Source organism: Streptomyces sp. NPDC102279, assembly GCF_044766365.1.
Taxonomy (GTDB): domain Bacteria; phylum Actinomycetota; class Actinomycetes; order Streptomycetales; family Streptomycetaceae; genus Streptomyces.
On the sequence record NZ_JBIWLU010000001.1, the window covers coordinates 161,884 to 181,868 of the forward strand.

14 protein-coding genes are annotated in these 19,985 nt (G+C 69.8%); 5 read left to right on the forward strand and 9 right to left on the reverse strand.

Features of this window, described 5'->3' with window-relative positions; translation table 11 throughout:
• The first annotated feature begins 176 nt into the window (after positions 1–176).
• Together ACIRQH_RS00695 and ACIRQH_RS00700 are read left to right on the forward strand one after the other, a co-directional pair.
• Positions 177–1,700: a catalase gene (locus ACIRQH_RS00695; protein ID WP_358816356.1), complete on the forward strand. Its 1,524-nt coding sequence runs from the start codon at positions 177–179 to the stop codon at positions 1,698–1,700.
• Positions 1,701–2,246: 546 nt separating this feature from the next.
• Complete coding sequence (locus ACIRQH_RS00700) at positions 2,247–3,311, forward strand: PP2C family protein-serine/threonine phosphatase (RefSeq protein ID WP_358816357.1); 1,065 nt, start codon at positions 2,247–2,249, stop codon at positions 3,309–3,311.
• Between the two features lie 26 nt (positions 3,312–3,337).
• Here ACIRQH_RS00700 and ACIRQH_RS00705 read toward each other — a convergent pair whose 3' ends face one another.
• The 3 genes from ACIRQH_RS00705 to ACIRQH_RS00715 all read right to left on the reverse strand — a co-directional run bounded on the left by ACIRQH_RS00705 (position 3,338) and on the right by ACIRQH_RS00715 (position 5,584).
• Complete coding sequence (locus ACIRQH_RS00705) at positions 3,338–3,559, reverse strand: hypothetical protein (protein WP_358816358.1); 222 nt, start codon at positions 3,557–3,559, stop codon at positions 3,338–3,340.
• A gap of 227 nt (positions 3,560–3,786) precedes the next feature.
• A complete protein-coding gene (locus ACIRQH_RS00710) occupies positions 3,787–4,896 on the reverse strand; it encodes a sensor histidine kinase (protein ID WP_404223379.1) in 1,110 nt (369 codons plus the stop codon).
• Complete coding sequence (locus ACIRQH_RS00715; protein ID WP_388880627.1) at positions 4,889–5,584, reverse strand: response regulator transcription factor; 696 nt, start codon at positions 5,582–5,584, stop codon at positions 4,889–4,891. The genes ACIRQH_RS00710 and ACIRQH_RS00715 overlap by 8 nt, the downstream gene beginning before the upstream one ends.
• 301 nt (positions 5,585–5,885) lie before the next feature.
• Between ACIRQH_RS00715 and ACIRQH_RS00720 the strand changes: the two genes are divergently transcribed.
• The gene (locus ACIRQH_RS00720; protein ID WP_404223965.1) at positions 5,886–6,905 is read left to right on the forward strand and encodes an endonuclease/exonuclease/phosphatase family protein; all 1,020 of its coding nucleotides are present in this window, start codon (positions 5,886–5,888) and stop codon (positions 6,903–6,905) included.
• A gap of 151 nt (positions 6,906–7,056) precedes the next feature.
• Here ACIRQH_RS00720 and ACIRQH_RS00725 read toward each other — a convergent pair whose 3' ends face one another.
• Genes ACIRQH_RS00725 through ACIRQH_RS00740 form a run of 4 tightly spaced genes read right to left on the reverse strand, consistent with a single transcriptional unit; the run spans position 7,057 to position 13,775 of the window.
• The gene (locus ACIRQH_RS00725; RefSeq protein ID WP_388936408.1) at positions 7,057–8,271 is read right to left on the reverse strand and encodes an SGNH/GDSL hydrolase family protein; all 1,215 of its coding nucleotides are present in this window, start codon (positions 8,269–8,271) and stop codon (positions 7,057–7,059) included.
• Positions 8,268–10,646: a glycosyl hydrolase family 95 catalytic domain-containing protein gene (locus tag ACIRQH_RS00730; protein ID WP_404223382.1), complete on the reverse strand. Its 2,379-nt coding sequence runs from the start codon at positions 10,644–10,646 to the stop codon at positions 8,268–8,270. The genes ACIRQH_RS00725 and ACIRQH_RS00730 overlap by 4 nt, the downstream gene beginning before the upstream one ends.
• A 58-nt stretch (positions 10,647–10,704) precedes the next feature.
• Complete coding sequence (locus ACIRQH_RS00735) at positions 10,705–12,516, reverse strand: alpha-galactosidase D (RefSeq protein WP_388880636.1); 1,812 nt, start codon at positions 12,514–12,516, stop codon at positions 10,705–10,707.
• A 47-nt stretch (positions 12,517–12,563) separates the two neighbouring features.
• Positions 12,564–13,775, reverse strand: coding sequence for an ROK family protein (locus tag ACIRQH_RS00740; RefSeq protein ID WP_404223384.1), 1,212 nt, complete (start codon positions 13,773–13,775; stop codon positions 12,564–12,566).
• A 177-nt stretch (positions 13,776–13,952) separates the two neighbouring features.
• On the opposite strand from ACIRQH_RS00740, the gene ACIRQH_RS00745 reads away from it, so the two are divergent.
• Positions 13,953–16,085 (forward strand): alpha-galactosidase, encoded by a 2,133-nt coding sequence (locus ACIRQH_RS00745; protein WP_404223386.1) that lies wholly within the window; start codon positions 13,953–13,955, stop codon positions 16,083–16,085.
• Positions 16,082–16,420, forward strand: coding sequence for a hypothetical protein (locus ACIRQH_RS00750; RefSeq protein ID WP_404223388.1), 339 nt, complete (start codon positions 16,082–16,084; stop codon positions 16,418–16,420). Before ACIRQH_RS00745 ends, ACIRQH_RS00750 begins: the two co-directional genes overlap by 4 nt.
• Before the next feature lie 52 nt (positions 16,421–16,472).
• On the opposite strand, the gene ACIRQH_RS00755 is transcribed toward ACIRQH_RS00750, so the two are convergent.
• The gene (locus ACIRQH_RS00755; RefSeq protein ID WP_404223967.1) at positions 16,473–19,289 is read right to left on the reverse strand and encodes an FtsX-like permease family protein; all 2,817 of its coding nucleotides are present in this window, start codon (positions 19,287–19,289) and stop codon (positions 16,473–16,475) included.
• A 5-nt stretch (positions 19,290–19,294) separates the two neighbouring features.
• A complete protein-coding gene (locus ACIRQH_RS00760) occupies positions 19,295–19,972 on the reverse strand; it encodes an ABC transporter ATP-binding protein (RefSeq protein ID WP_404223390.1) in 678 nt (225 codons plus the stop codon).
• Positions 19,973–19,985 lie beyond the last annotated feature (13 nt).

The window sequence follows — 19,985 nt, forward strand, 5'->3', positions numbered from 1 at the left end:
TACGACGTCGATCGCGGGTTACTCGTGCCTCGCTGTCGGAAATGGGGCGGCAGGTGCGCGGCCGAGCGGCCGCGAACATGCGGCCTTCGGCGGTGACGTCCCGAGTTCTGAGCCATACCGGTCCACGGCCCGGGCCCACGGTCCGTACCCGCACGCGCCACGAAGGGGAATCGAGAATGACCGACACCACTCCCAAGCCGACCACCACAGACGCGGGCATCCCGGTGGAGAGCGACGAGCACTCGCTCACCGTCGGCCCGGGCGGACCCATCCTGCTGCAGGACTCGTACCTCATCGAGCAGATGGCCCAGTTCAACCGGGAGCGCATCCCCGAGCGTCAGCCGCACGCCAAGGGCAGCGGAGCGTTCGGCCGCTTCGAGGTGACCTCGGACGTCAGTGCCTACACCAAGGCCGCCGTCTTCCAGCCCGGCACCACCACCGAGCTGGTCACCCGGTTCTCCACCGTGGCCGGTGAGCGGGGCAGCCCGGACACCTGGCGCGACCCGCGCGGTTTCGCGGTGAAGTTCTACACCAGCGAGGGCAACTACGACATGGTGGGCAACAACACCCCCGTGTTCTTCGTGAAGGACCCGATGAAGTTCCAGCACTTCATCCGGTCCCAGAAGCGCCGCGCGGACAACAATCTGCGCGACCACGACATGCAGTGGGACTTCTGGACCCTCTCCCCCGAGTCCGCCCACCAGGTCACCTGGCTGATGGGCGACCGCGGTATCCCGCGCAGCTGGCGGCACATGAACGGCTACACCTCGCACACCTACATGTGGATCAACGCGCAGGGCGAACGTTTCTGGGTGAAGTACCACTTCAAGACCGACCAGGGCGTCGAGACGTTCACCCAGCACGAGGGCGACCAGATGGCGGCGGCCGACACCGACTACCACACGAGGGACCTGTTCGAGCACATCCGTGACGGCGAGTACCCCAGCTGGACGCTGCACGTGCAGGTCATGCCGTACGAGGACGCGGTCGACTACCGTTTCAACCCGTTCGACCTGACCAAGGTGTGGCCGCACAGCGACTACCCGCTGATCGAGGTCGGTCGGATGACGCTGGACCGCAACCCCACGGACAACCACGCCGAGATCGAGCAGGCGGCCTTCCAGCCGAACAACCTCGTTCCGGGTATCGGCCCGAGCCCCGACCGCATGCTGCTGGCGCGGCTCTTCTCGTACGCGGACGCCCACCGCTACCGCATCGGGGCCAACTACCAGCAGCTGCCGGTGAACGCCCCCGTCAATCCGGTGCACACGTACTCCAAGGACGGGGCGATGGCGTACCGCAAGACCAGCGACCCCGTCTACGCGCCGAACTCGAAGGGCGGCCCGGCGGCCGACACCGCGCGGTTCGGCAATCCGCCGAGCTGGCACGCCGACGGCGACATCACCCGCGCCGCCTACGTCTCACATGCCGAGGACGACGACTGGGGCCAGGCCGGCACCATGGTGCGCGAGGTCCTGGACGACGCGGCGCGGGACCGGCTCGTGGACAACGTCGTGGGCCACCTGCTCAATGGTGTGACCGAGCCGGTGCTGCGGCGGGCGTTCGAGTACTGGTCCAACATCGACAAGTCGATCGGTGAGCGCATCGAGCAAGGCGTGCGCGACAAGGCCGACGAGAAGGACCCCAAGGCCTCCGAGCAGGGCAACCCCGCGCGTCGGAGCATGCAGGACAAGGCCTGAACCCGAGCGGGAACCGGGACTCCGGTTCCCGCGATCGCACGTCGCGAACGTCTTCGCCACCGGTCCGCCCGACCGGTGGCGAAGACGTTCGCGGGCGTATGCCCGCGCGTGTGGCGTCGTGCTCCGTCACAGGTCGCGTTCCGCCGTGGGACCGGTCGTGACGCTCATGGTCCGTTCCATCATCCGCGAGGTCCCCTCTGCCAGTTCGGCGTGGCTGTGTGCGACCGCGGCAGGGGGCCAGGGGGACGCGGCACCCGACATGCCGCGCAGTGGAGCAATGGCCGCTCCATCGCGGCGGGCAGGCAAGGATGCACCCGTGTCCAATCCGCCCCAGGAGCTCCGCGTCCACGCTCGGGCCTGCGAGCTGCCAGGCAGGTCACCCGCGGTCATACTCCTCACGGGAGAGACCTACCGCTTCGATGACTCGTGCGCGCGTGAGAGCCTCGGGTGAACACCCCTGGTCACTCCCCCGACGAACAGTACGAGCCCCTGCCCGGGCTGAATGGCAGTCAGGTACTGCCGGAACTACCCGCCTGGGTGCGATGGATGCCGTTGGCGTACGTGGTCACCATTCTGGCGATCGAACCCATGACTCCCGTGGAATGGCCCGTCAGTTTCGCCCTCATCGCTCTTCCACTTGTCGCTGCCTTCGGACACGGGTTCGCTGCGGTCGCCATCATCACCGTGCTGGCGATCGCGCTCGAGGGAGTTCTCGCCGGCACCCCCTGCTGCGCGGGCCGTGATGTCGGCTACCTGTGGGATCGTCACTACGTAGCCGCCTACCTGTGCACCGCCCTGGTCGGCGCTCTGGGGACACTCCTGGCCCTGCACCGCACACGACGCGAACGGACCCTCGCCGATGTGCGCTTCGTGGCTGAGATCGCGCAACGCGTCCTGCTCGGGCCGGTGCCTCGTCACATCGGAAGCGTCCACGTGGAGAGCTTCTACCTCTCCGCCGCCGCCGAGGCACGCATCGGCGGTGACCTCTACGGGGCGGTCGCCACCGAGTACGGCGCACGCCTGGTGATCGGCGACGTGCGAGGCAAGGGCTTGACCGCGGTGGAGACCGCAGCCGCGCTCCTCGGCGCATTCCGCGAAGCCGCCCATGACGAACCCGATCTGGCGGCCCTGTCAGGACGAGTGGAGACCAGCATCACCCGACGGGCTTCTCAGCTCGCAGGAAGCGACATGGAAGAACGGTTCGTCACCGCCGTCTTCGCTGAGATCGAGCCCGACTGCCGCGTTCTGCGGATCGTCAACTGCGGACACCCGCCGCCTCTGATCATCCGCAACGGTGAAGTGAGGGAACTGGAACCCGGCAGGACCGCACCACCGCTCAACCTTGGCGTACTCGTCGACGAGCCGTACCACGTCGAGGAACACAGCTTCCTCCCCGGTGACCAGTTGCTGCTCTACACCGACGGAGTAACCGAAACCCGCAATGCGGCCGGTGACTTCTACCCCCTTGTCCAGCGGGTCCGCTCCTGGGGTGCCCTCCCGCCTCGGCAACTCCTGGCGCACCTGCACCACGACCTCATCGCGTACAGCGGCAACCGACTGCACGACGACACTGCCGCACTCGCAGCCGGCCTTGCTTCGGAAGACGCCTGACAGGACTCCGCCCGCGCCCTGGGCAGCTACGCCTTGACCGGGCCGCTGCCCGGCTCCTTCACGATGCGATCGCCGACCGCGATCGACTTCCACAGCCCGCGGTCGACGCGCACCTTGGTGACCTGGCCGTCGGTACGCCTCACCTTGACGAAGTGGTACATGTTCGCGCCGTCGAGCATGCCCCGCGACTTGTCCTCCACCATGCCTTCCCAGGCATCGTCTGGTCCTGGTTTGCGAGATCTGAACATGGCGCAAGCCTACGGACGTCGACGGGCGTGGTGCAGAGCCAAGAGTCACCGACACCGCAGTACAGATGTCACACGGAGAACCGCACACAAGTGCTGCCGTCGGCGGACGCAGGCAGGCGTGCAGGCGTGCAGGCGTGCACGGTTGCCCGCACGTCGTCACTGCTGAGTACGGCCGGGCACGCGCCGGGGGATGTCCAGGAGCGCGACGCACCGGCGCCCCATCACTCCTACCTGTCGACCCCTGGTCGGATCGCGGGCAGTTCCACGGTGATGTGGAGCCCTCCAGCGGTGCGCGGGGTGAGGGTGAGGGTTCCGTCGTGTGCGCGGGTGATGGTGTCGACGATGGCCAGGCCGAGGCCGACGCCCGCGTGATCGATGTGTGTCCGCTCGGTGCCGCGCTGGAACGGTTCGGTGAGTGTCGAGACCAACCGCGGAGTGAGTTTCTCACCCGTGTTCTCGACGGTGAGCACGACGGTCCTGGGGCGGACGGTGGTGTTGACCCACACGGTGCCCCGTCCGGGCAGATTGTGGACGATCGCGTTGTGCACGAGGTTCATGGTCAATTGCAGCAGGAGCGCCTGCGATCCGATCGTGCGAGCGACCTCCCCGCTGGTCTCGATCGTGACGCCGTGCTTCTCCGCGAGGGGGAGGAGTGTTTCTGTGGCTTCCTCCGCCATGAGCGACAGGTCGACGTCTTCTCGGGTGAAGGACCCCTGGTTGGCCCGGCTGAGCAAAAGCAGAGCCTCAGTGAGATCGATCGCTCGGGTGTTCACGGCGTAGAGCCGGTTGATGAGTTCGCCGGCGTCGCGGTTCGGATCGGTACGGGCCACTTCGAGCAGTGCCTTCGAGGTCGCCAGCGGAGTCCGCAGCTCGTGCGAGGCGTTGGCCGCGAACCTCCTCTGTTCGCCGACGTGCGCTTCGAGCCGCTCGAGCATGCCGTCGAAGACGTCGGCGAGTTCGCGGAACTCGTCCTTGCGGCCGGGCAGCCGGAGCCGGTGGGAGAGCGTTCCGTTCGCGGCGGTGCGTGTGGCGTTGGTGATCCGGGTCAGCGGGGCGAGCATCCGGCCGGCGAGCAGCCACCCTCCCACCAGGCCGAGTACCAGCAGGAACGCCAGTACCGCGGCTGCCCTGGGTGCGAAAACGTGGAGGAGGTTGGACCGGATGGGAAAGACACCGTGGGTGGGGGTGCCACGGGGGACGATGAGCGCGCGCTCGGGCACGTAGCGCAGAAGGAACACCCACACCGCCGCGAGCAGCAGGACACCCGCGACCATGAGGAATCCGGCGTAGCTGAGGGTGAGTTTGAGGCGAACGCTCAGCCCGGGCGGCCTATCCACGGGCCCCTCCTTCACGCCCGGTGTGGGGCGCCGGGTCGATGCGGTAGCCGACGCCGGCCACGGTGGCGATGATCCAGGGTTCGCCCAGGCGTTTGCGGAGTGCCGAGACGGTGATCCGCACGGCGTTGGTGAAGGGGTCCGCGTTCTCGTCCCACGCGCGTTGCAGGAGTTCTTCTGCGCTGACGACGCCGCCCTCGGCGGCAGCGAGAACCTCGAGCACGGCGAACTGCTTTCTGGTCAGCGCGACGTAGCGCCCGTTGCGGTGGACCTCGCGGCGGAACGGGTCCAGCCGCAGCCCTGCGATCTCTCGGACGGGAGGCCTGTTGTGTGCGCGTCGTCGGTCGAGCGCTCTGAGCCTGAGCACGAGCTCCCGGAGTTCGAACGGTTTCGTGAGGTAGTCGTCGGCGCCGAGGCCGAAGCCGGTGGCCTTGTCGTCGAGACGGTCGGCCGCGGTGAGCATGATGATCGGCATGCCGCTTCCGGAGGCGACGATGTGCTGGGCGATCTCGTCACCGGAGGGACCGGGGATGTCCCGGTCGAGGACGGCGATGTCGTAGGTGTTGATGTTCAGCAGTTCCCGTGCGGTGTCGCCGTCCCCTGCGATGTCGGCCGCGATCGCTTCGAGGCGTAGGCCGTCGCGGATGGCTTCTGCCATATAGGGCTCGTCCTCGACGATCAACACACGCATGCCTTCGATGCTACGAGTCGTTGCATATCGCCGGCGTATCGAAAAGCGCGTACGTTCCGGCAACATCACCCTGGCTTGGCTGGCCGTATGCATCGGGCCGGTGACGGGCCCGGCGAGGCGCGGCTGCCCGCATACGCATGCCGACCGACCCCACACGAGACCCGAGGATGCGGCAGTGACCGGCAGTGAGCGAGAACAGACGGTGGCGCGGGTGGACACGGCGGAGGCCGGGCAGGGCGGCGCCGAACGCCGGAAGACGGGCCCCGGTGGCAGTCCCGCGGGCATCCGCCGGGATACCGGCATCGGAGCGTGGCGCGCGCGCCTCCGCCGGACGGCACACGCCGCTTCCCGGCCGGAGCCTTGGAAGCGCGGCCTGGTGCTCACTGTCCTGTCGTTGCTGTTGGGTCTGTTCATGCTGCTGCACGCGAGGATCCCGAACCGGATCGGGAACCTCGGCAGCCTGGTGGAGACGTTCCTGCCATGGTTCGGCGTGTTCATCCCCGTTCTGCTGGCCGGGGCGCTGTGGCGCCGCTCCGCCTCGGCGGTCACCGCGCTGCTGCTGCCGGTCCTGGTGTGGCTGAACCTCTTCGGCGGGCTGCTCGGCGACAAGTCCCACCCGGGAGGCGACCTCACGGTGGCCGAGCACAACGTCGGCGCAGGCAATTCCGACCCGGCCGACACCGCCCACGCACTGGCCGCCTCCGGAGCGGACGTGCTCGCCCTGGTCGAGCTGACCGAGAAGGCCCGGGGCACGTACGAGAAAGCACTGGGGAAGGCCTACAGGTACCACACGGTGCGGGGCACGGTCGGGCTGTGGAGCAAGTTGCCTCTGTCGGAAACGCGGCAGGTCGACATCCAGACGGACTACGGGCCGCTGGCGGCGACCAAGCCGGCCGACGTCAGGTTGACCTACGCCCGGGCTCTGCGCGCCACGGTGGCCACGGGCCGGGGTCCGCTGGCGGTGTATGTGGCCCACCTGGGATCCGCGCGTGTGAATCCCCGGGTGGGCTTTTGGACGGACACGCGGGACAGAAACGCACGGGCGCTCGGCAAGGCCGTCGCCGCCGAGCGAAACGAACGCGTCGTTCTGCTCGGCGACCTGAACGGCACCACGGACGACCGCGCGTTCGACAGCATCAGCTCGCGGATGCGCTCGGCCCAGGACGTGGCCGGGGACGGCTTCGGCTTCAGCTGGCCGGCGACGTTCCCGATGGTGCGGATCGACCAGATCATGGTCCGCGGCGTGACGCCGGAGAGCTCGTGGGTGCTGCCGGCCACCCACAGCGACCACCTGCCGGTGGCGGCCCGCATCAGTTGGTGAACACGCTCAAGAGCCGGCGTTCCACTGGCGGCAGTTGACGCTTGTCTTCGTCGACGCGGTGTCGGTCGAGGACCGCCTCGCCCTTGCCGGACCGTCCCGGAGGAGATCTGCCCTTCGGTGTCCAGGGCCTCACGGGGACGGTCCGTACGGGTCACGGACCGGAGTGGCACTCCATGTCCTTCGGGTTCACCGCGTCAGCCATGGCCTGCATGCCTTTGTCGTTCGGGTGCAGGTGGTCGCCGTTGTCGAAGAACGGCAGGACGCGCTCGGGGTCGTAGGGACTGCGGAGCACCTTGTCGAAGTCGGTCACCGCGTCGAACTCGCCGCTGTCGCGGACGAACGCGTTCACCGCCTGCCGGACGGTCTCGGCCGCGGGGTCCCACTCGGACCAGCCCTTGAACGGCCCGATGGTCGCTCCGACGACGCATGTGCCTGCCGCGTGCGCGCGTTCGATGATCTGCCGGTATCCGGTGATCATGTCCTGTGCCGTGACACCGGTGTGCGCCTTGATGTCGTTGACGCCTTCGAAGAGGAACACGGTGCGTACGCCGGGGTGGGACAGCACGTCCTGGTCCAGCCGGTTCAGGGCGCTGCGGCCGGCGCCGTCGGCCAGGACCTTGTTCCCGGATATCCCCTCGTTCGCCACACCGCGCACGGTGGTGAGGGTGGAGGTCCGCAGGCGTCGGGCGAGGTAGTCCGGCCAGCGGCGGTTGAGGTCGGTGCTGGACTGCCAGCCGTCGGTGATGGAGTCTCCGAGGGCGACCACGGCTCCCGTGGTGGAGGGTGCTCGCACGGTCACGGCATCCAGGTAGAACCACGAACCGGTGGTTCCGGCCCAGTTCGCGGCGCTCTCCTCGGCCGTGTGGTCGCCTTCGGAGACGTACGAGGTCTGCATGGCCATGCCGTGGCCGGTGGCCGGACCGGCCGCGTCGGAGCTGTGCAGGCTGACGACCAGGTTGCTCTCCGCCGCGACCTTGCCGGGGAGCGGGTCGCTGTACACCGTCGCTCCGGCCGGGACGGTGATCGACCGCGCACCGCCGAAGGTCAGTCTCCGGTTGCCGGCGCGGACCACCCCGGCACCGGAGGACTGCAATCCGGCGTAGACACTGTCGAAGGTGACAGGGCGGTCGCCCAGCGCGTTGGAGACCCGCACCCGGAGGTTGTCGCCGCCGACACTCGTGTGGACGACCAGCCGGTAGCCGCGGTCGGCCACGCCGTCGCCGACCCGGTCGGCCGCTGCGGCCCAGGTGACGACATCGTGCGTGCCGTTCGCCGCCTCGGCCGTCGCGGACAGTGGTTGCACCGCCGTCGCGGCTCCCATGACGGCCCCCAGGACGGCCAGCCGACCAAGCCGAGCCGCCCTCATCGGCTGAAGTCCTTGATCGTGACGGACTCGCCCTGTTCGAGCGTCACCGTCCTGGACGTCCCGTCGAAGACCACCGCGGTGGTACGGCCGCCTGTGCTGGTCACGTGCAGGCGGGTGGGACGGCCCTGTCGCCAGGCCAGATCCACGACGAATCCGCCCCGCACCGGGACGCCCTCGACGGAGCCGGAGGCCGCCCATGCCGACGGCAGCGCCGGAAGCAGTTCCAGGTGTCCGGGGCGGGAGTACAGCAGCATCTCGATCATGGCCGCCGGGGTACCGAAGTTCGCGTCGATCTGGAAGATCCCGCGTCCCTCGGCGGCCTCGTAGATGTCGAACAGGTTGAACGCGGTGCCGTTGACGCCGCCGACCGAGGGGCGCAGGTTGGTGGCGATGAGACGGTACGCCTTGTCGGCGTTCTTCAGCCGGGCCCAGCACAGCGCGCGCCAGGCGTTGGCCCAGCCGAAGCTGTCCATGCCGCGCGCGGTGAGGAGGGCGGTCGCGCCGGCCACGATGTCCTTGGGTGTGGAGCCGTCGGGGCGGATCCGGTCGCCGGGGAAGAGGCCGACGAGCGGGGACAGATGGCGGTGGGTGGTCTCGCCGAGGTTCTCCGGGGACATCCACTCCTCCAGCCAGCCGGTCGTGGGGCTGACCTGCGGCAGGTGGAGACGGTCGCGCAGTGCGTCGATCCTGCGTGCGTGGGCGGAGTCGCGGCCCAACACGCGGACCGCTTCAACGTAGTTGCCGAACAGGGCCCACACCAGTTCCTGCGCGTAGGTGATGCCGCGGGCGTCCAGGGGGCCGTGCTCGGGTGACCAGTCGCTGTCGGCGATCAGGACCTCGCGGCCGGTGCCGGGCTCGGTCGTGGTGATCAGCCGGGCTTCCCAGAACTCGCAGGCACCCTTGAGCAGCGGGTGGATCTTGGCCAGGTACTCCCGCGACCGGGTGTACTCGTAGTGCTCGAACAGGCTGTTGGCGAGCCAGGCGTTGCCTGCCGGGTGCCACCACCAGCCGTTGCCTCCATGGGGGTTGGTGGAGATCGCGACGGTCCAGCCCGCGGTCTTCCCGGTGGAGTTGCGGTACCGGTTGTGCGGGTCGCCGAAGAGGCGCCGCGTCAGCTCGGTCCAGGAGGGCAACTGGGCGAGGCAGTAGTCGGCGAAGGCGTCGAAGCACTGCGACAGACCGGCCCGGTCGGCCATCCAGTAGTTCATCTGGAGGTTGATGTCGGTGTGGTAATCGCCCATCCAGTCGGGGTCGTTGCCGTCGAGCCACAGGCCCTGCAGTCCCATCGGAAGGCTGCCGCGCGAGCCGGAGATCATCAGGTAGCGGCTGTACTGGAGGTAGGCGGCCTCCAGTTCGGGGTCCGGGACGTCGCTCTCGTACCGCGAACGCAGCCGCGACCAGGTGTCGAGGGAGCGCTGCCCGGTGCTCGACTCCCCGAGGGAGAGCCGCAGTTGACGGAACAGGGGCTGGTAGTCGGCGACATGGGTGCGCTGGAGGGTGGAAGCCGGGTGTCGTGCGGCCGAGGCGGCCTTGGTGCGGGCGAGCTCTTCCGGGTCCAGTGACGGGTCGCGGTAGTGGTTGGCGGCGTCGGGTGCGTAGTTGGTGCCGCCGCTGAGGACGACCGTGAGGTCGGTGCAGCCGGCGAACTCGATGTTCGGGCCGCTGATCCGGACCCGGCCACCGGTGCCGTACGCCTTGATCGCCGCGCCGTAGCGCAGGCCGTTGGGGAACGAGGCGCCGAACGATTCGGCGCTTGTGAGTTTCTCGCCGTGGGTGCCCGCGAGGGTGATGGTCCCGGTGTATCGGCCCGCGCCGCTCTGGGTGAAGTGCAGGACGATCGCGTCGTCCGGGCGGCTGGCGAAGAGCCGGCGCCGGTAGGTGACGCCGGCGTGCACGTAGGACGTGGTGACGACCGCCTGGTCGAGGTCGAGGGTGCGGCGGTAGCCGGTGACGCCCGAGAGGTCGTGGTCGGGAATGTCCACGGTAAGCCGGGCGAGAAGGGTCAGGGAGCCGAAGTCGGCGCGTCCGTAGGGGAACTGGCCGTCGGCGTCGAGGGTGTCGTTGAGGCCACCGGTCCACAGGGTGGCGTCGGTCACGAGGAGCAGTTCACGGCCCGGGTCGTTGCTCGCGAGGGCACCGAGGCGGCCGTTGCCGACCGGCAGGCCCTGTTCGATCATGGAGTGTTCGTCGCCGGGAGCCTGCCACCACAGCTGGTCGGCGGCGGTGCCGGCGGCCCGCGGGGTGTCGGCGGTGGGGCGGATCGGCGCGGCGGAGGCGGTGAAGGCGGGCAGGCCGCCGAGTGCCGCGGTGAGACCGGCGGTCGCGGCCAGCGACAACGCCGTTCTCCTGCTGGGGTGGTCCGGACGTGCGTTCATGGCGGCTCCAGAAGTCGGTCCGGTGGCCCGGCCCGGCGGGCCGGGCCACCGGGTGGTGTCAGGAGGACTTCGGTACGTCGATCCGGTCGATGTCGGGGGCGTAGCCCGTGCCGCTGTCGAAGGTGACGGTGTTGGCCCCGGCCTTGAGCGTCACCGGCACGTAGACGCTGTTCACGGTGGACCAGTCACCGGTGGAGGGGAACTTGTGGCCGGTGGCGCCGCCGCCGTTCGCGGAGACGAGGGCGGAGCGGGCGTCTCCGCTGACGTAGGAGACCTTGAGCTGGTACTGGCCCGCCTTGGGCACGACCACGTCGGCGATGGTCAACTTGCCGCTCTGGTACAGGTTTCCGACCTTCTTGCCGCCGGAACACGCGTCGCAGTCGGCGATGGAGGCGTTGCCGGCGAGGGTGTTGCCGCTCGCTTCGGCCTCGATGCCCGTCCAGGCGAGGGAGCGGCCGTTCGGGGTGACGGTGAAGAGCCTGGAGCCGTGGGCGGGCAGCGCCTCGGTGACGTGGTCGGTGCGCGTGCCGAGGTTCTCGCGGTTCCACAGGTCGCGGACTTTCGCCTTGCCGGTGAAGCCGAGCGTGGAGAAGTCGGCGCTCACGGAGGCGGGACGGTCGGCGAGGTTGAACAGGGCCACGGTGTAGGTGCCGTCGTGGTTCTTGGCGGCCCACACCTGCTGCGGGTCGGAGGGGGTGACGGGCGCGGCGGGCGGGTTGGGGCCCTGGTCGACGGCGAGGACCTCGGGGTTGGTCAGCAGGGAGACGCCGTAGGAGTCGAGCTTTGTCAGGTCGTCGCCGGTGTAGAGCGGGGACTTGGCGATGGACCACAGGGTGGCGTAGGTCTGGCGCTCGGCCTTGGTCAGGCCGTCCATCTCGCCGTTGCCGACATCGAGGGAGTCGAGGTCGTTCCAGCCGCCGGAGCCCGCGTGCCGGGTCCAGGCCGGGGTGTCGTCGAAGCGGTCGTCGACAGAGTTCTCCCAGCTCACCAGGGTGTTGCAGTAACACTCGACGTCGGTGTCCACGCGCCAGCCGTTGGAGTACTTCTTCCAGTCGGCGGCGTGGCCGATGTCCAGCGACCAGGATATTTCCAGGTGGATCGGGCGACCGACGGCGGCGATTGCCTGGTGCCAGGCGGCGACATCGGCAACGTTGTCGTAGTTGTCGCCGCTCTTGAAGGAGCCGGGACCGACGCCGTCGAGCTTGAGGAAGTCGTAGCCCCAGTCGGCGAACATCTGCGCCTGGGAGTCGATGTACTTCTGGGCGCACGGATCGGCGAAGTCCAGCTTGTACGCGCTGTCCCAGCCGTTGGTGGTACGCAGGTCGCCGTAGACGATGTCGGCAGTGGTGCAGCCAGGGGCGTTCCAGACCGGCGCCTTGCCGTCGTCGTACGCCTCCTTCTCCAGACCGACCGGCAGGTAGATGCCCGCCTTCAGCCCCTTGGCGTGGATGTGGTCGGCGACGGCCTTCATGCCCCGCGGGAAGCGGCCGGGGTCGGCCTTCTGTCGCGCGTACTGGTCGAACTCGGGTTTCCAGGCGTTGTCCCGCCACCAGCCGGCGTCGATGTTGACGTGGTCGTAGCCGTACTTCTTCAGCTTGAGGGCGAGGGCGTCCGTCTGTTTGAGGACGTTGGCCTCGGTCAGCCAGCTGTAGTCGCCGTCGGTGTTGAGGCCGGGGTACTTGGAGGACTGCATGCTCCAGCTCGACCAGCCCATGTAGGGCTTGGCCGCGAGCGGACCGGTGCTGGTGCCGGAGGTGGTGGGTGCCGCCTCGGCGGTGGTGGCGACGCCGATGGTGCCCGCGCAGAGGGCGAGGGCGGCCAGGGTTCTCAGGACGCGTCGGGGCGTGGCGGAGTACGAGGGTGACCGCATGGGTCGGGCCTCCTGGGGTTTGGGTGGGGGGGTGGGGCGGGGGCGGCTCAGCCCTTGCCCGAGCCGATGGTGAGTCCACTGGGGAACTGGTGGTTCGCGCTGATGAAGGACTGGATGGCGGTCGCGGCGGCGCCGCGTGCCCACTGCTCGAAGGGCAGCGGGCGGGTGTGCACCTCGCACCGGACGGCGGATCCGAAGGCCGCCGCGGCGAAGGCGTCGCGGATCTGGTCGGCGAACAGGTCGTAGGCGGCGAGGCCCTCGCCGGAGATGATCACGCGGGCGGGTCCGAGCAGGTTGGCGACGGTGGCGATGCCCTTGCCGATCGCGTCGCCCGCCGCCGCGTAGACGGCTCGGACTCTCTCGTCGCCCCCGCGGGCGAGGTCGATGGCCTGCGCGATGTCGGCGACATCCACGCCGGTGACCTCTCGTACGCGGGTGAGGATCGCCCCGTCCGCCGCGATCGCCTCCACGCAGCCGCGGTTGCCGCAGTGGCAGAGCGGGCCCGCCGGGTCGACGGTGACATGGCCGATCTCGCCGGCGACGCCGTGCGCGCCGGCGACGACCGTGCCGTGCACCACGAGACCGCAGCCGATGCCGGCGCCCACCGTGACGACGGCGAAGTCCGAGAGTCCGGCGCCGCCGCCGAACCACTGCTCGGCGACGGTGAGCGCACGCACATCGTTGTCCAGGGTGACCGGCAACCCGCAGGACAGGAAGGCGAGTTCGGCGAGTGGCACGTCGCGCCAGTCCAGGAAGGGCGAGTAGCGCACGGTGCCCTCGGCGCGGTCCACGTCTCCGGACACGGCGATCCCGAGTCCGAGTACCGGGACACCGAACTGCGCTGCCTCGGCCAGCAGTTCGCGCACCAGTTCCGCCGCCGAGGAGAGGACGTCCTCCGGGGCGCGGCCGTCGAGCGGAAGGCGCCGGTGGGCCCGTACCCGGCAGCGCAGGTCCGCCAGTACGCCGATGATCTCGTCACCGGTGACCTTCAGACCGATGAAGAAGGCCCGTCCGCCGTCCACCCTCAGGAGGTTGGCGGGTCGGCCGAGTGCGGGGGGTGCCTCCTCGTTGGCGTCCTCCTGGAGATAGCCGGCCTCCAGCAGGGGCCGAACCGCTTTGGTGACGGCGGCCGGTGACAGGCCGGAACGTCCGGCCGCCTCAAGCCGGGTGAGGGGGCCGTGCACGAGAACCGTGGTGAAGACCTGGGCGGCGGCCGGCGTGTTGGCCGGGAACGTCTCCACAGCGGTGGGCGACTGCATGGCCGGGAACCTATGGCTGTTAATTTCCGGTGTCAATGAAAGAAGTCAGATCCGTTGGACCAGACCGTGAAACACCATCTCGGCTTCAAATCTCCTCCGTGCGGGAGGGGTTGACAGCCAATCCAAGGAGGAGCTTGGCTTCGGTGCGCGTTAGCCACCTTCTGAATCGTGAGGCCCATGCCGTCGCCCATCTCCCAGTCCCCGGCCACCGGCGTCTGGCTGCTGACCACTCCGCGCACGTCGTACGCCCTGCGGATCGACGAGACCGGCGCTCCCTGCCATGTGGCCTGGGGGCCCCGTCTGACCATCGAGGAGGCCGACGCGCTGGTCGAGCCGGCCCAGGAACCGCCCAGTAGTTTCGAGGGCCGGCCCACGGTGGGCGAGGAGCTGCCCGTCGACGGAGGCACCCGCTACGGGCCGCCGTCCCTGCAACTCCGCTACGCCGACGGCTCCCGCGGCTTCGAATGGCTGCCGACGGAGCACCAGGTCACACAGGACGGCTCCACCGCAGAACTCGTCCTCGGCTTCCGTGACCGCCTCCACCCGGTCCACGTCGCCCTGCACTACCGGGTGCACGCCGACACGGACGTGATCGAGCGATGGACCGTGGTGCGCAACGCCGGAGGCAGCCCGGTGGAGCTGCTGCGCGCCGACGCCGCGGCGTGGACGCTGCCGCCGCTGGCGGACTACCGCCTCAGCCACGTCACCGGGCAGTGGTCCGCCGAGACCCAGCTGCGTCGGGAACCGGCGCCGTACGGCGAAACGGTGCTGACCAGTCGGCGCGGGATCACCAGTCACCACGCCAACCCCTGGGCCATGCTCGACGACGGGAGGGCCGAGGAGGATCACGGACGGGTGTGGAGCACGGTCCTCGCCTGGAGCGGGAACTGGCGGCTGACCGTGCAGCGCACCCCGGACGGGCGCGCGGGCCTGACCGGCGGCGCGGGAAACGACGGTACGCGCGTGCCGCTGGGGCCGGGCGAGGAGTACACGACGCCCGTCCTCGCCGGACTGTGCAGCGACGGCGGGTTCGGTGCCACGAGCCGCGCCTGGCACGCCTACATACGCACCCGCGTTCTCCGGCACGCGGACGAGACCGCTCCCGTGCTCTACAACTCGTGGGAGGCCACCGGCTTCGACGTGACCGAGGCCGGCCAGCTCGACCTGGCCGAGCGCGCGGCCCGGCTGGGGGTCGAGTTGTACGTCGTGGACGACGGCTGGTTCGGCGCCCGGCGCAGCGACCGGGCCGGCCTCGGCGACTGGACACCGGCGCCGGACCGTTTCCCCGCCGGCCTCGGCCCGTTGGCGCGAGCCGTGCACGACCTCGGTATGCGCTTCGGCGTCTGGGTCGAACCGGAGATGGTCAACCCCGACAGCGACCTGTACCGCGCCCACCCCGACTGGGTCCTGCACGTGCCCGGCCGCGCCCGTACCGAGATGCGCAACCAGCTCGTCCTCAACTTCGCCCGGCAGGACGTGGCCGACTGGGCGTACGGGTGGCTGACCCGCCTGGTCGCCGACAACGCGATCGACTTCCTCAAGTGGGACATGAACCGCGCCGTCGGCGAGGCCGGCTGGCCGGGCGAACCGGGCGGCGACGACCGACTGTGGACCCGGTACGTCACCGGCCTCTACGACGTCCTCGACCGGCTCCGCGCCGACCACCCCGGACTTCGCATCGAAGCGTGCAGCGGCGGCGGGGGCCGCGTCGATCCGGGCATCCTCGCGCGCACCGACCAGGCCTGGGTCTCGGACAACACCGACGCCGTGGACCGGCTGGCGATCCAGCACGGGTTCGGCCAGGTCTACCCGGCCCGGGTGATGTCGGCCTGGGTGACCGACGTACCGAACCAGCTCACCGGGCACTCGGTCCCCCTGAGGTTCCGCTTCCATGTCGCCTGGGCCGGACTGCTGGGCATCGGCGGCGACCTGGCCCACTGGCCGGACGAGGACCTCGCCGAGGCGGCCACGCTCGTCGCTGAGTACAAGGAGGTACGGCATCTGGTCCAGCGGGGACACCAGTTCCGGCTCGGTGAACCGCTCGGGGACGCCGTGTCGGCCGTGCAGTATCTCGCCGACGACGCGGGCGAACTCCTGCTGCTCGCCTACCGGCGCAGCCCGCGCCACGGCGCCCCCCGACTGCCCGTCCGACTGCGCGGCCTGCCCCCGGGCACTCGCTACCGGGACGTCGCGACCGGCACGGTGCACCACGCGACCGTACTCACCGAGTACGGACTGGACATCGACCTGCCGAGCGGAGACTGGGCGAGCGCGGCGCTACGCCTGGTCCGGGTGCCGGACGGGCAGTGAGCAACCTGAGCACGTCGTGCGACCGGTGGGTCGCGCAGGGCTTCGCCACCGGGGGCGGCAAGGACGGCTGGGTCTCCGCGATCCAGGCACCGGGCGGGATCGACGTGAGCGCCACGGCCCGGATGACCGGCATCCAGTCGCGGTACCTCTGGAACAAGGAGATCGACTTCCCCCGCGGGGTGCAGGGCGGATACATCGAGGGCGCGTGCCAGTACCACTGGGCCGGACAGGAGCCTGAGACGAACGCGAACACCTACAAGAACCCGGGCTGCCTCAGGAACAAGCACTTCCGCCCTGCCGAAAACCACCGAGCGGTCCCGGCCCCGTCCCACTGAGAGTGCGCGACGGGACCGGACCCGGCACACACCGGTTCCGGTCGCGCCCGCGTCAATCGGCGGCCAGCAGGTGGGCCGGGGCGATCTGGGACAGTTTGCGGATGGGAACCGTCAGGGCGGCGCTGACCAGGGCTGTGGCGGCCAGCGTGGCCAGGAGCGCGGCGCCGGCGATCGCGGGGAGATGTCCGTGCAGGACACCCTGCCCGAGTGCCAGTACCGCTCCAAGGCCGAGGACCGCCCCCGACAGGCCGCCGAGCAGGGCCAGTCCGATCCCCTCGTAGAGGGTCAGCAGAGCGAGTTCGCGGTTGGTCCAGCCGGTGGCCCGCAGTACCGCGAGATCGGCCGCGCGTTCGCGCTGTGAGAGCACGAGGACGTCGACCGCCCCCGCGGCGCCGAGCACCAGGGACAGCGCGACGCTGAGATAGTCGGCGCCGCGCGCGTGTGCCACCACCGCGTTGCCGAGGAGCGATCCCGCCACTTCCCCCTGGAAGGCCAGGGTCAGGGCGAGCAGGACGGTGAAAGCGGCCACTCCGAGGGCCAGCCCCGCCGCGCCGAGCAGGGTACGGCCCCGAACCCGCAGCAGGTTGAGCATGGCCAGCCCGGCCACTGAGCGCACCGGGCGGCTTCGACGGGCGGCCTTGACCGGCGGCAGGACGGCCTGCATGGGGCCCAGCCGGGTGGCGAGCCAGGCCGGGATCAGACCGGCGACGGTCGCCAGGAGCAGCGCCACGGGAAGAACCAGGAGCGACTTGGCTCCGGCGTCCGGCTGTCCCAGCAGTGTGCCGAGCCCGTACGTGAGGAGCGATCCCGCGACTCCCGCCGCGAGGCCGATCGCGGCCAGCTCGCCCAGGATGAGCCGCAGCACCTCTGTACCGCTCCAGCCCACGCAGCGCAGCGTGCCGATCTCGGTGCGCCGGGAGCGCACCGAGGCCAGCGCGGCCTGGCCGAGGAAGAGGGCACAGACCACCAGGACCAGGGTGAAGAGGATGGCGCTCTTGGTGTCGACCGCTTTGAGGATCCGCAGGGCCACGCCCTTGTCCACCCAACGTTCCGTCACGTGTGCCGTGGCGTTGAGCGCGACGGTCTGAGGCGTGGGTGAGCTGCCCACGGTCACGTCGACCTGGAGCCTGGGGTAGGCGGTACGGATGGCGCCGGCCACGGCGTTGACCCGCGCGCGGGAGGCGGCGTCGACCCCGGTCACTCCGGCCACGCGCAGCCTGATCGCACTGACCGGTGCCTTGTCCTGCAGGCTCGGGGTGCGGCGGCTCTTGATGAGCGCGGTGGCGGAGTCCATCGTCGTGAGCATGGTGGGGGGCGGAGCGAGGTAGCCGCCCAGGTTGCGGTCGGGCCGTAGCGGCTTGTCGTTCAGCGTCGCGCGGGTGGCCTTGTCCTCACCGGTTACCTGAGGAGGCTGGTAGGTCTCCAGCGGGGCCTCGGTCAGCGGTGAGAAGCCGGGCAGTTCGGCGGTGTCGAAGCGGCCGACCACGTGGATGCTCGGGTCGGGCGCGCGACCGTAGTCGAGCTCCTCGCACTGGCCCAGGGGGCCGCAGAAGGTGGAGGCGTGGTTGGTCACCTTCCGGTACTGCGGCCCCGTGTTCTCCTCGGGAACGTCCGGGACCGGCTGTCGGTTCAGGTTGCTCACCCACAGGTCGGGCTTCTGGGGCGGCTGCGGCTGTACGGCCAGCTCGCCGCCGGAGGTCCGGCGGTAGGTCACCGGGCCGACCGTCCAGTAGTTGATGCTGTCGACCCCGAACCTGGGCACCGCCTTGCGGAACCCCTCGCTGAGGTCGGCGGCGACACGGCCCACGGGGGTGCCGCGCAGGTTCTTGACGAAGGTGTCGGCTGTCGGGTTGCCCAGCCGGGAAGGCAGCTCGGCCGGGTCTCCGGTGTCGAGTCGCTCGACGGTGGCGCTGATCTTCCCCGCTGTCAGTGGGCGGCTGCTGAGCACCACCGGCACGATCGTCTCCCGCTGCCCGTTGGGGTTCTTCGAGGGCGGCACCACCGTCGGCTTGTCCTGCTCTGTGAGCATCCGACCCGAGGTGACGGTGCGTCGCAGGCCCACGAGTTGGTCCTCGGCCCGCGGATCGACGGCGGACAGCAGGACCGGATACGCGACGGGGATGTCGACGACGGCTTTCCCCTGCCCGGACCGGCAGGTGAGCCGGGAGTGCAGGTCGGGGTCGAAGGCGGACCTGTCGCTGAGGTCCTCGCCGATCATGTTCTCCATCAACGGCAGTTCGACGTTGAAGTTGGTCTGCCCCGTCTTGTCTCCGTTGAAGTAGAAGCACACGTTGTACTTCCCGTTCATCACGTACTGCCGTGTGCTCTTGTCGATCGCCCCCTTCTCCAGGGTGTCGGACTCGAACAGGTCGTCCTTTCCCGAGGTGATGGGGCTGCGGGTGAGGTAGACGTACTGATCGGCGGCACGATGGGTCTTCAGGCCCGCGGAGAGCGTCGGGACGATACGCAGGATCTGCCGGGGCGCCTTGCTGTCGAGGAAGCGGGACACGTCGACGGAGACCGTGTTGTGGACCATCAGGTAGCCGATGTTGGCGACCGGCGCCGCCACCTCGACGCCGGTCAGCCCCTTGACGTGACGGTACTGCTCCATGGTGATACCGCCGAACGTGCCGGACAGGAAGTTCGGCGCGACCAGGCCGCTCTCCCGCTCGACGTCCGTCTGCGAGTTCGGCGGCCTCACGAGCACGTCGTACGCTGACCTCGCGTTCTCGCGCACCGTGCCCACGGTGGCCGCCTGGCTGGTGTGCACGGTCGACGTGAGCAGGGTGAAGCTGGTCGCCGCCACGAGGATTCCGGCGGCCAGCGCCATCGCGCGTCCGCGCCGACGCCGGAGCTGACCGATGATCATGGCTATCACGGGCGCAGGCCCCCCAGCCGGTCGAGCACGTCGCCGGATGCCGTGATGCGCTGGTCCGAGATGATCCTGCCGTCCTGGAGGCGCACCACCCGGTCGCCGTTCGCGGCGACCTCGGGGTCGTGGGTGGCGATGAGCATGGTCATTCCGTACCGCTCGCGCAGGGACATCAACAGGTCGATGATCTCTCGCCCGATGACGCTGTCGAGGTTGCCCGTCGGCTCGTCGGCCAGCAGCAGCCCCGGCCGGTTGATCAACGCGCGTGCAACGGCGACGCGTTGCTGCTGGCCGCCCGACAACTCTCCCGGCAGCGCGTCCGCCCGCCCGCTCAGGCCGACCGCTTCCAGCAGTTCCATGCCGCGCTCGCGACGGTCGAAGTCGACTCTGCGCGGGAGCACGGGCGCCAGGACGTTGTCCAACACGGTGAGAGCGGGCAGCAGATGGAAGCGCTGGAAGACGAACCCGATGCGCCGCCGATGGGCGTCGAGGTCCCGGTGGAGCAGCTTCTCCCCGTCGATCTCGACGCTGCCCTCGTCGGGCAGGTCCATCCCGCCGGTCACGTGCAGCACCGTGGACTTGCCCGCACCGGACGCGCCGGTCAGCACCACGGCCTCACCGGGCGCGACCTCCAGGTCGACGTCGTCCAGGGCAATCAGCCCCGGGTACCGCCGGCTCACCCCTCGCAAAGCA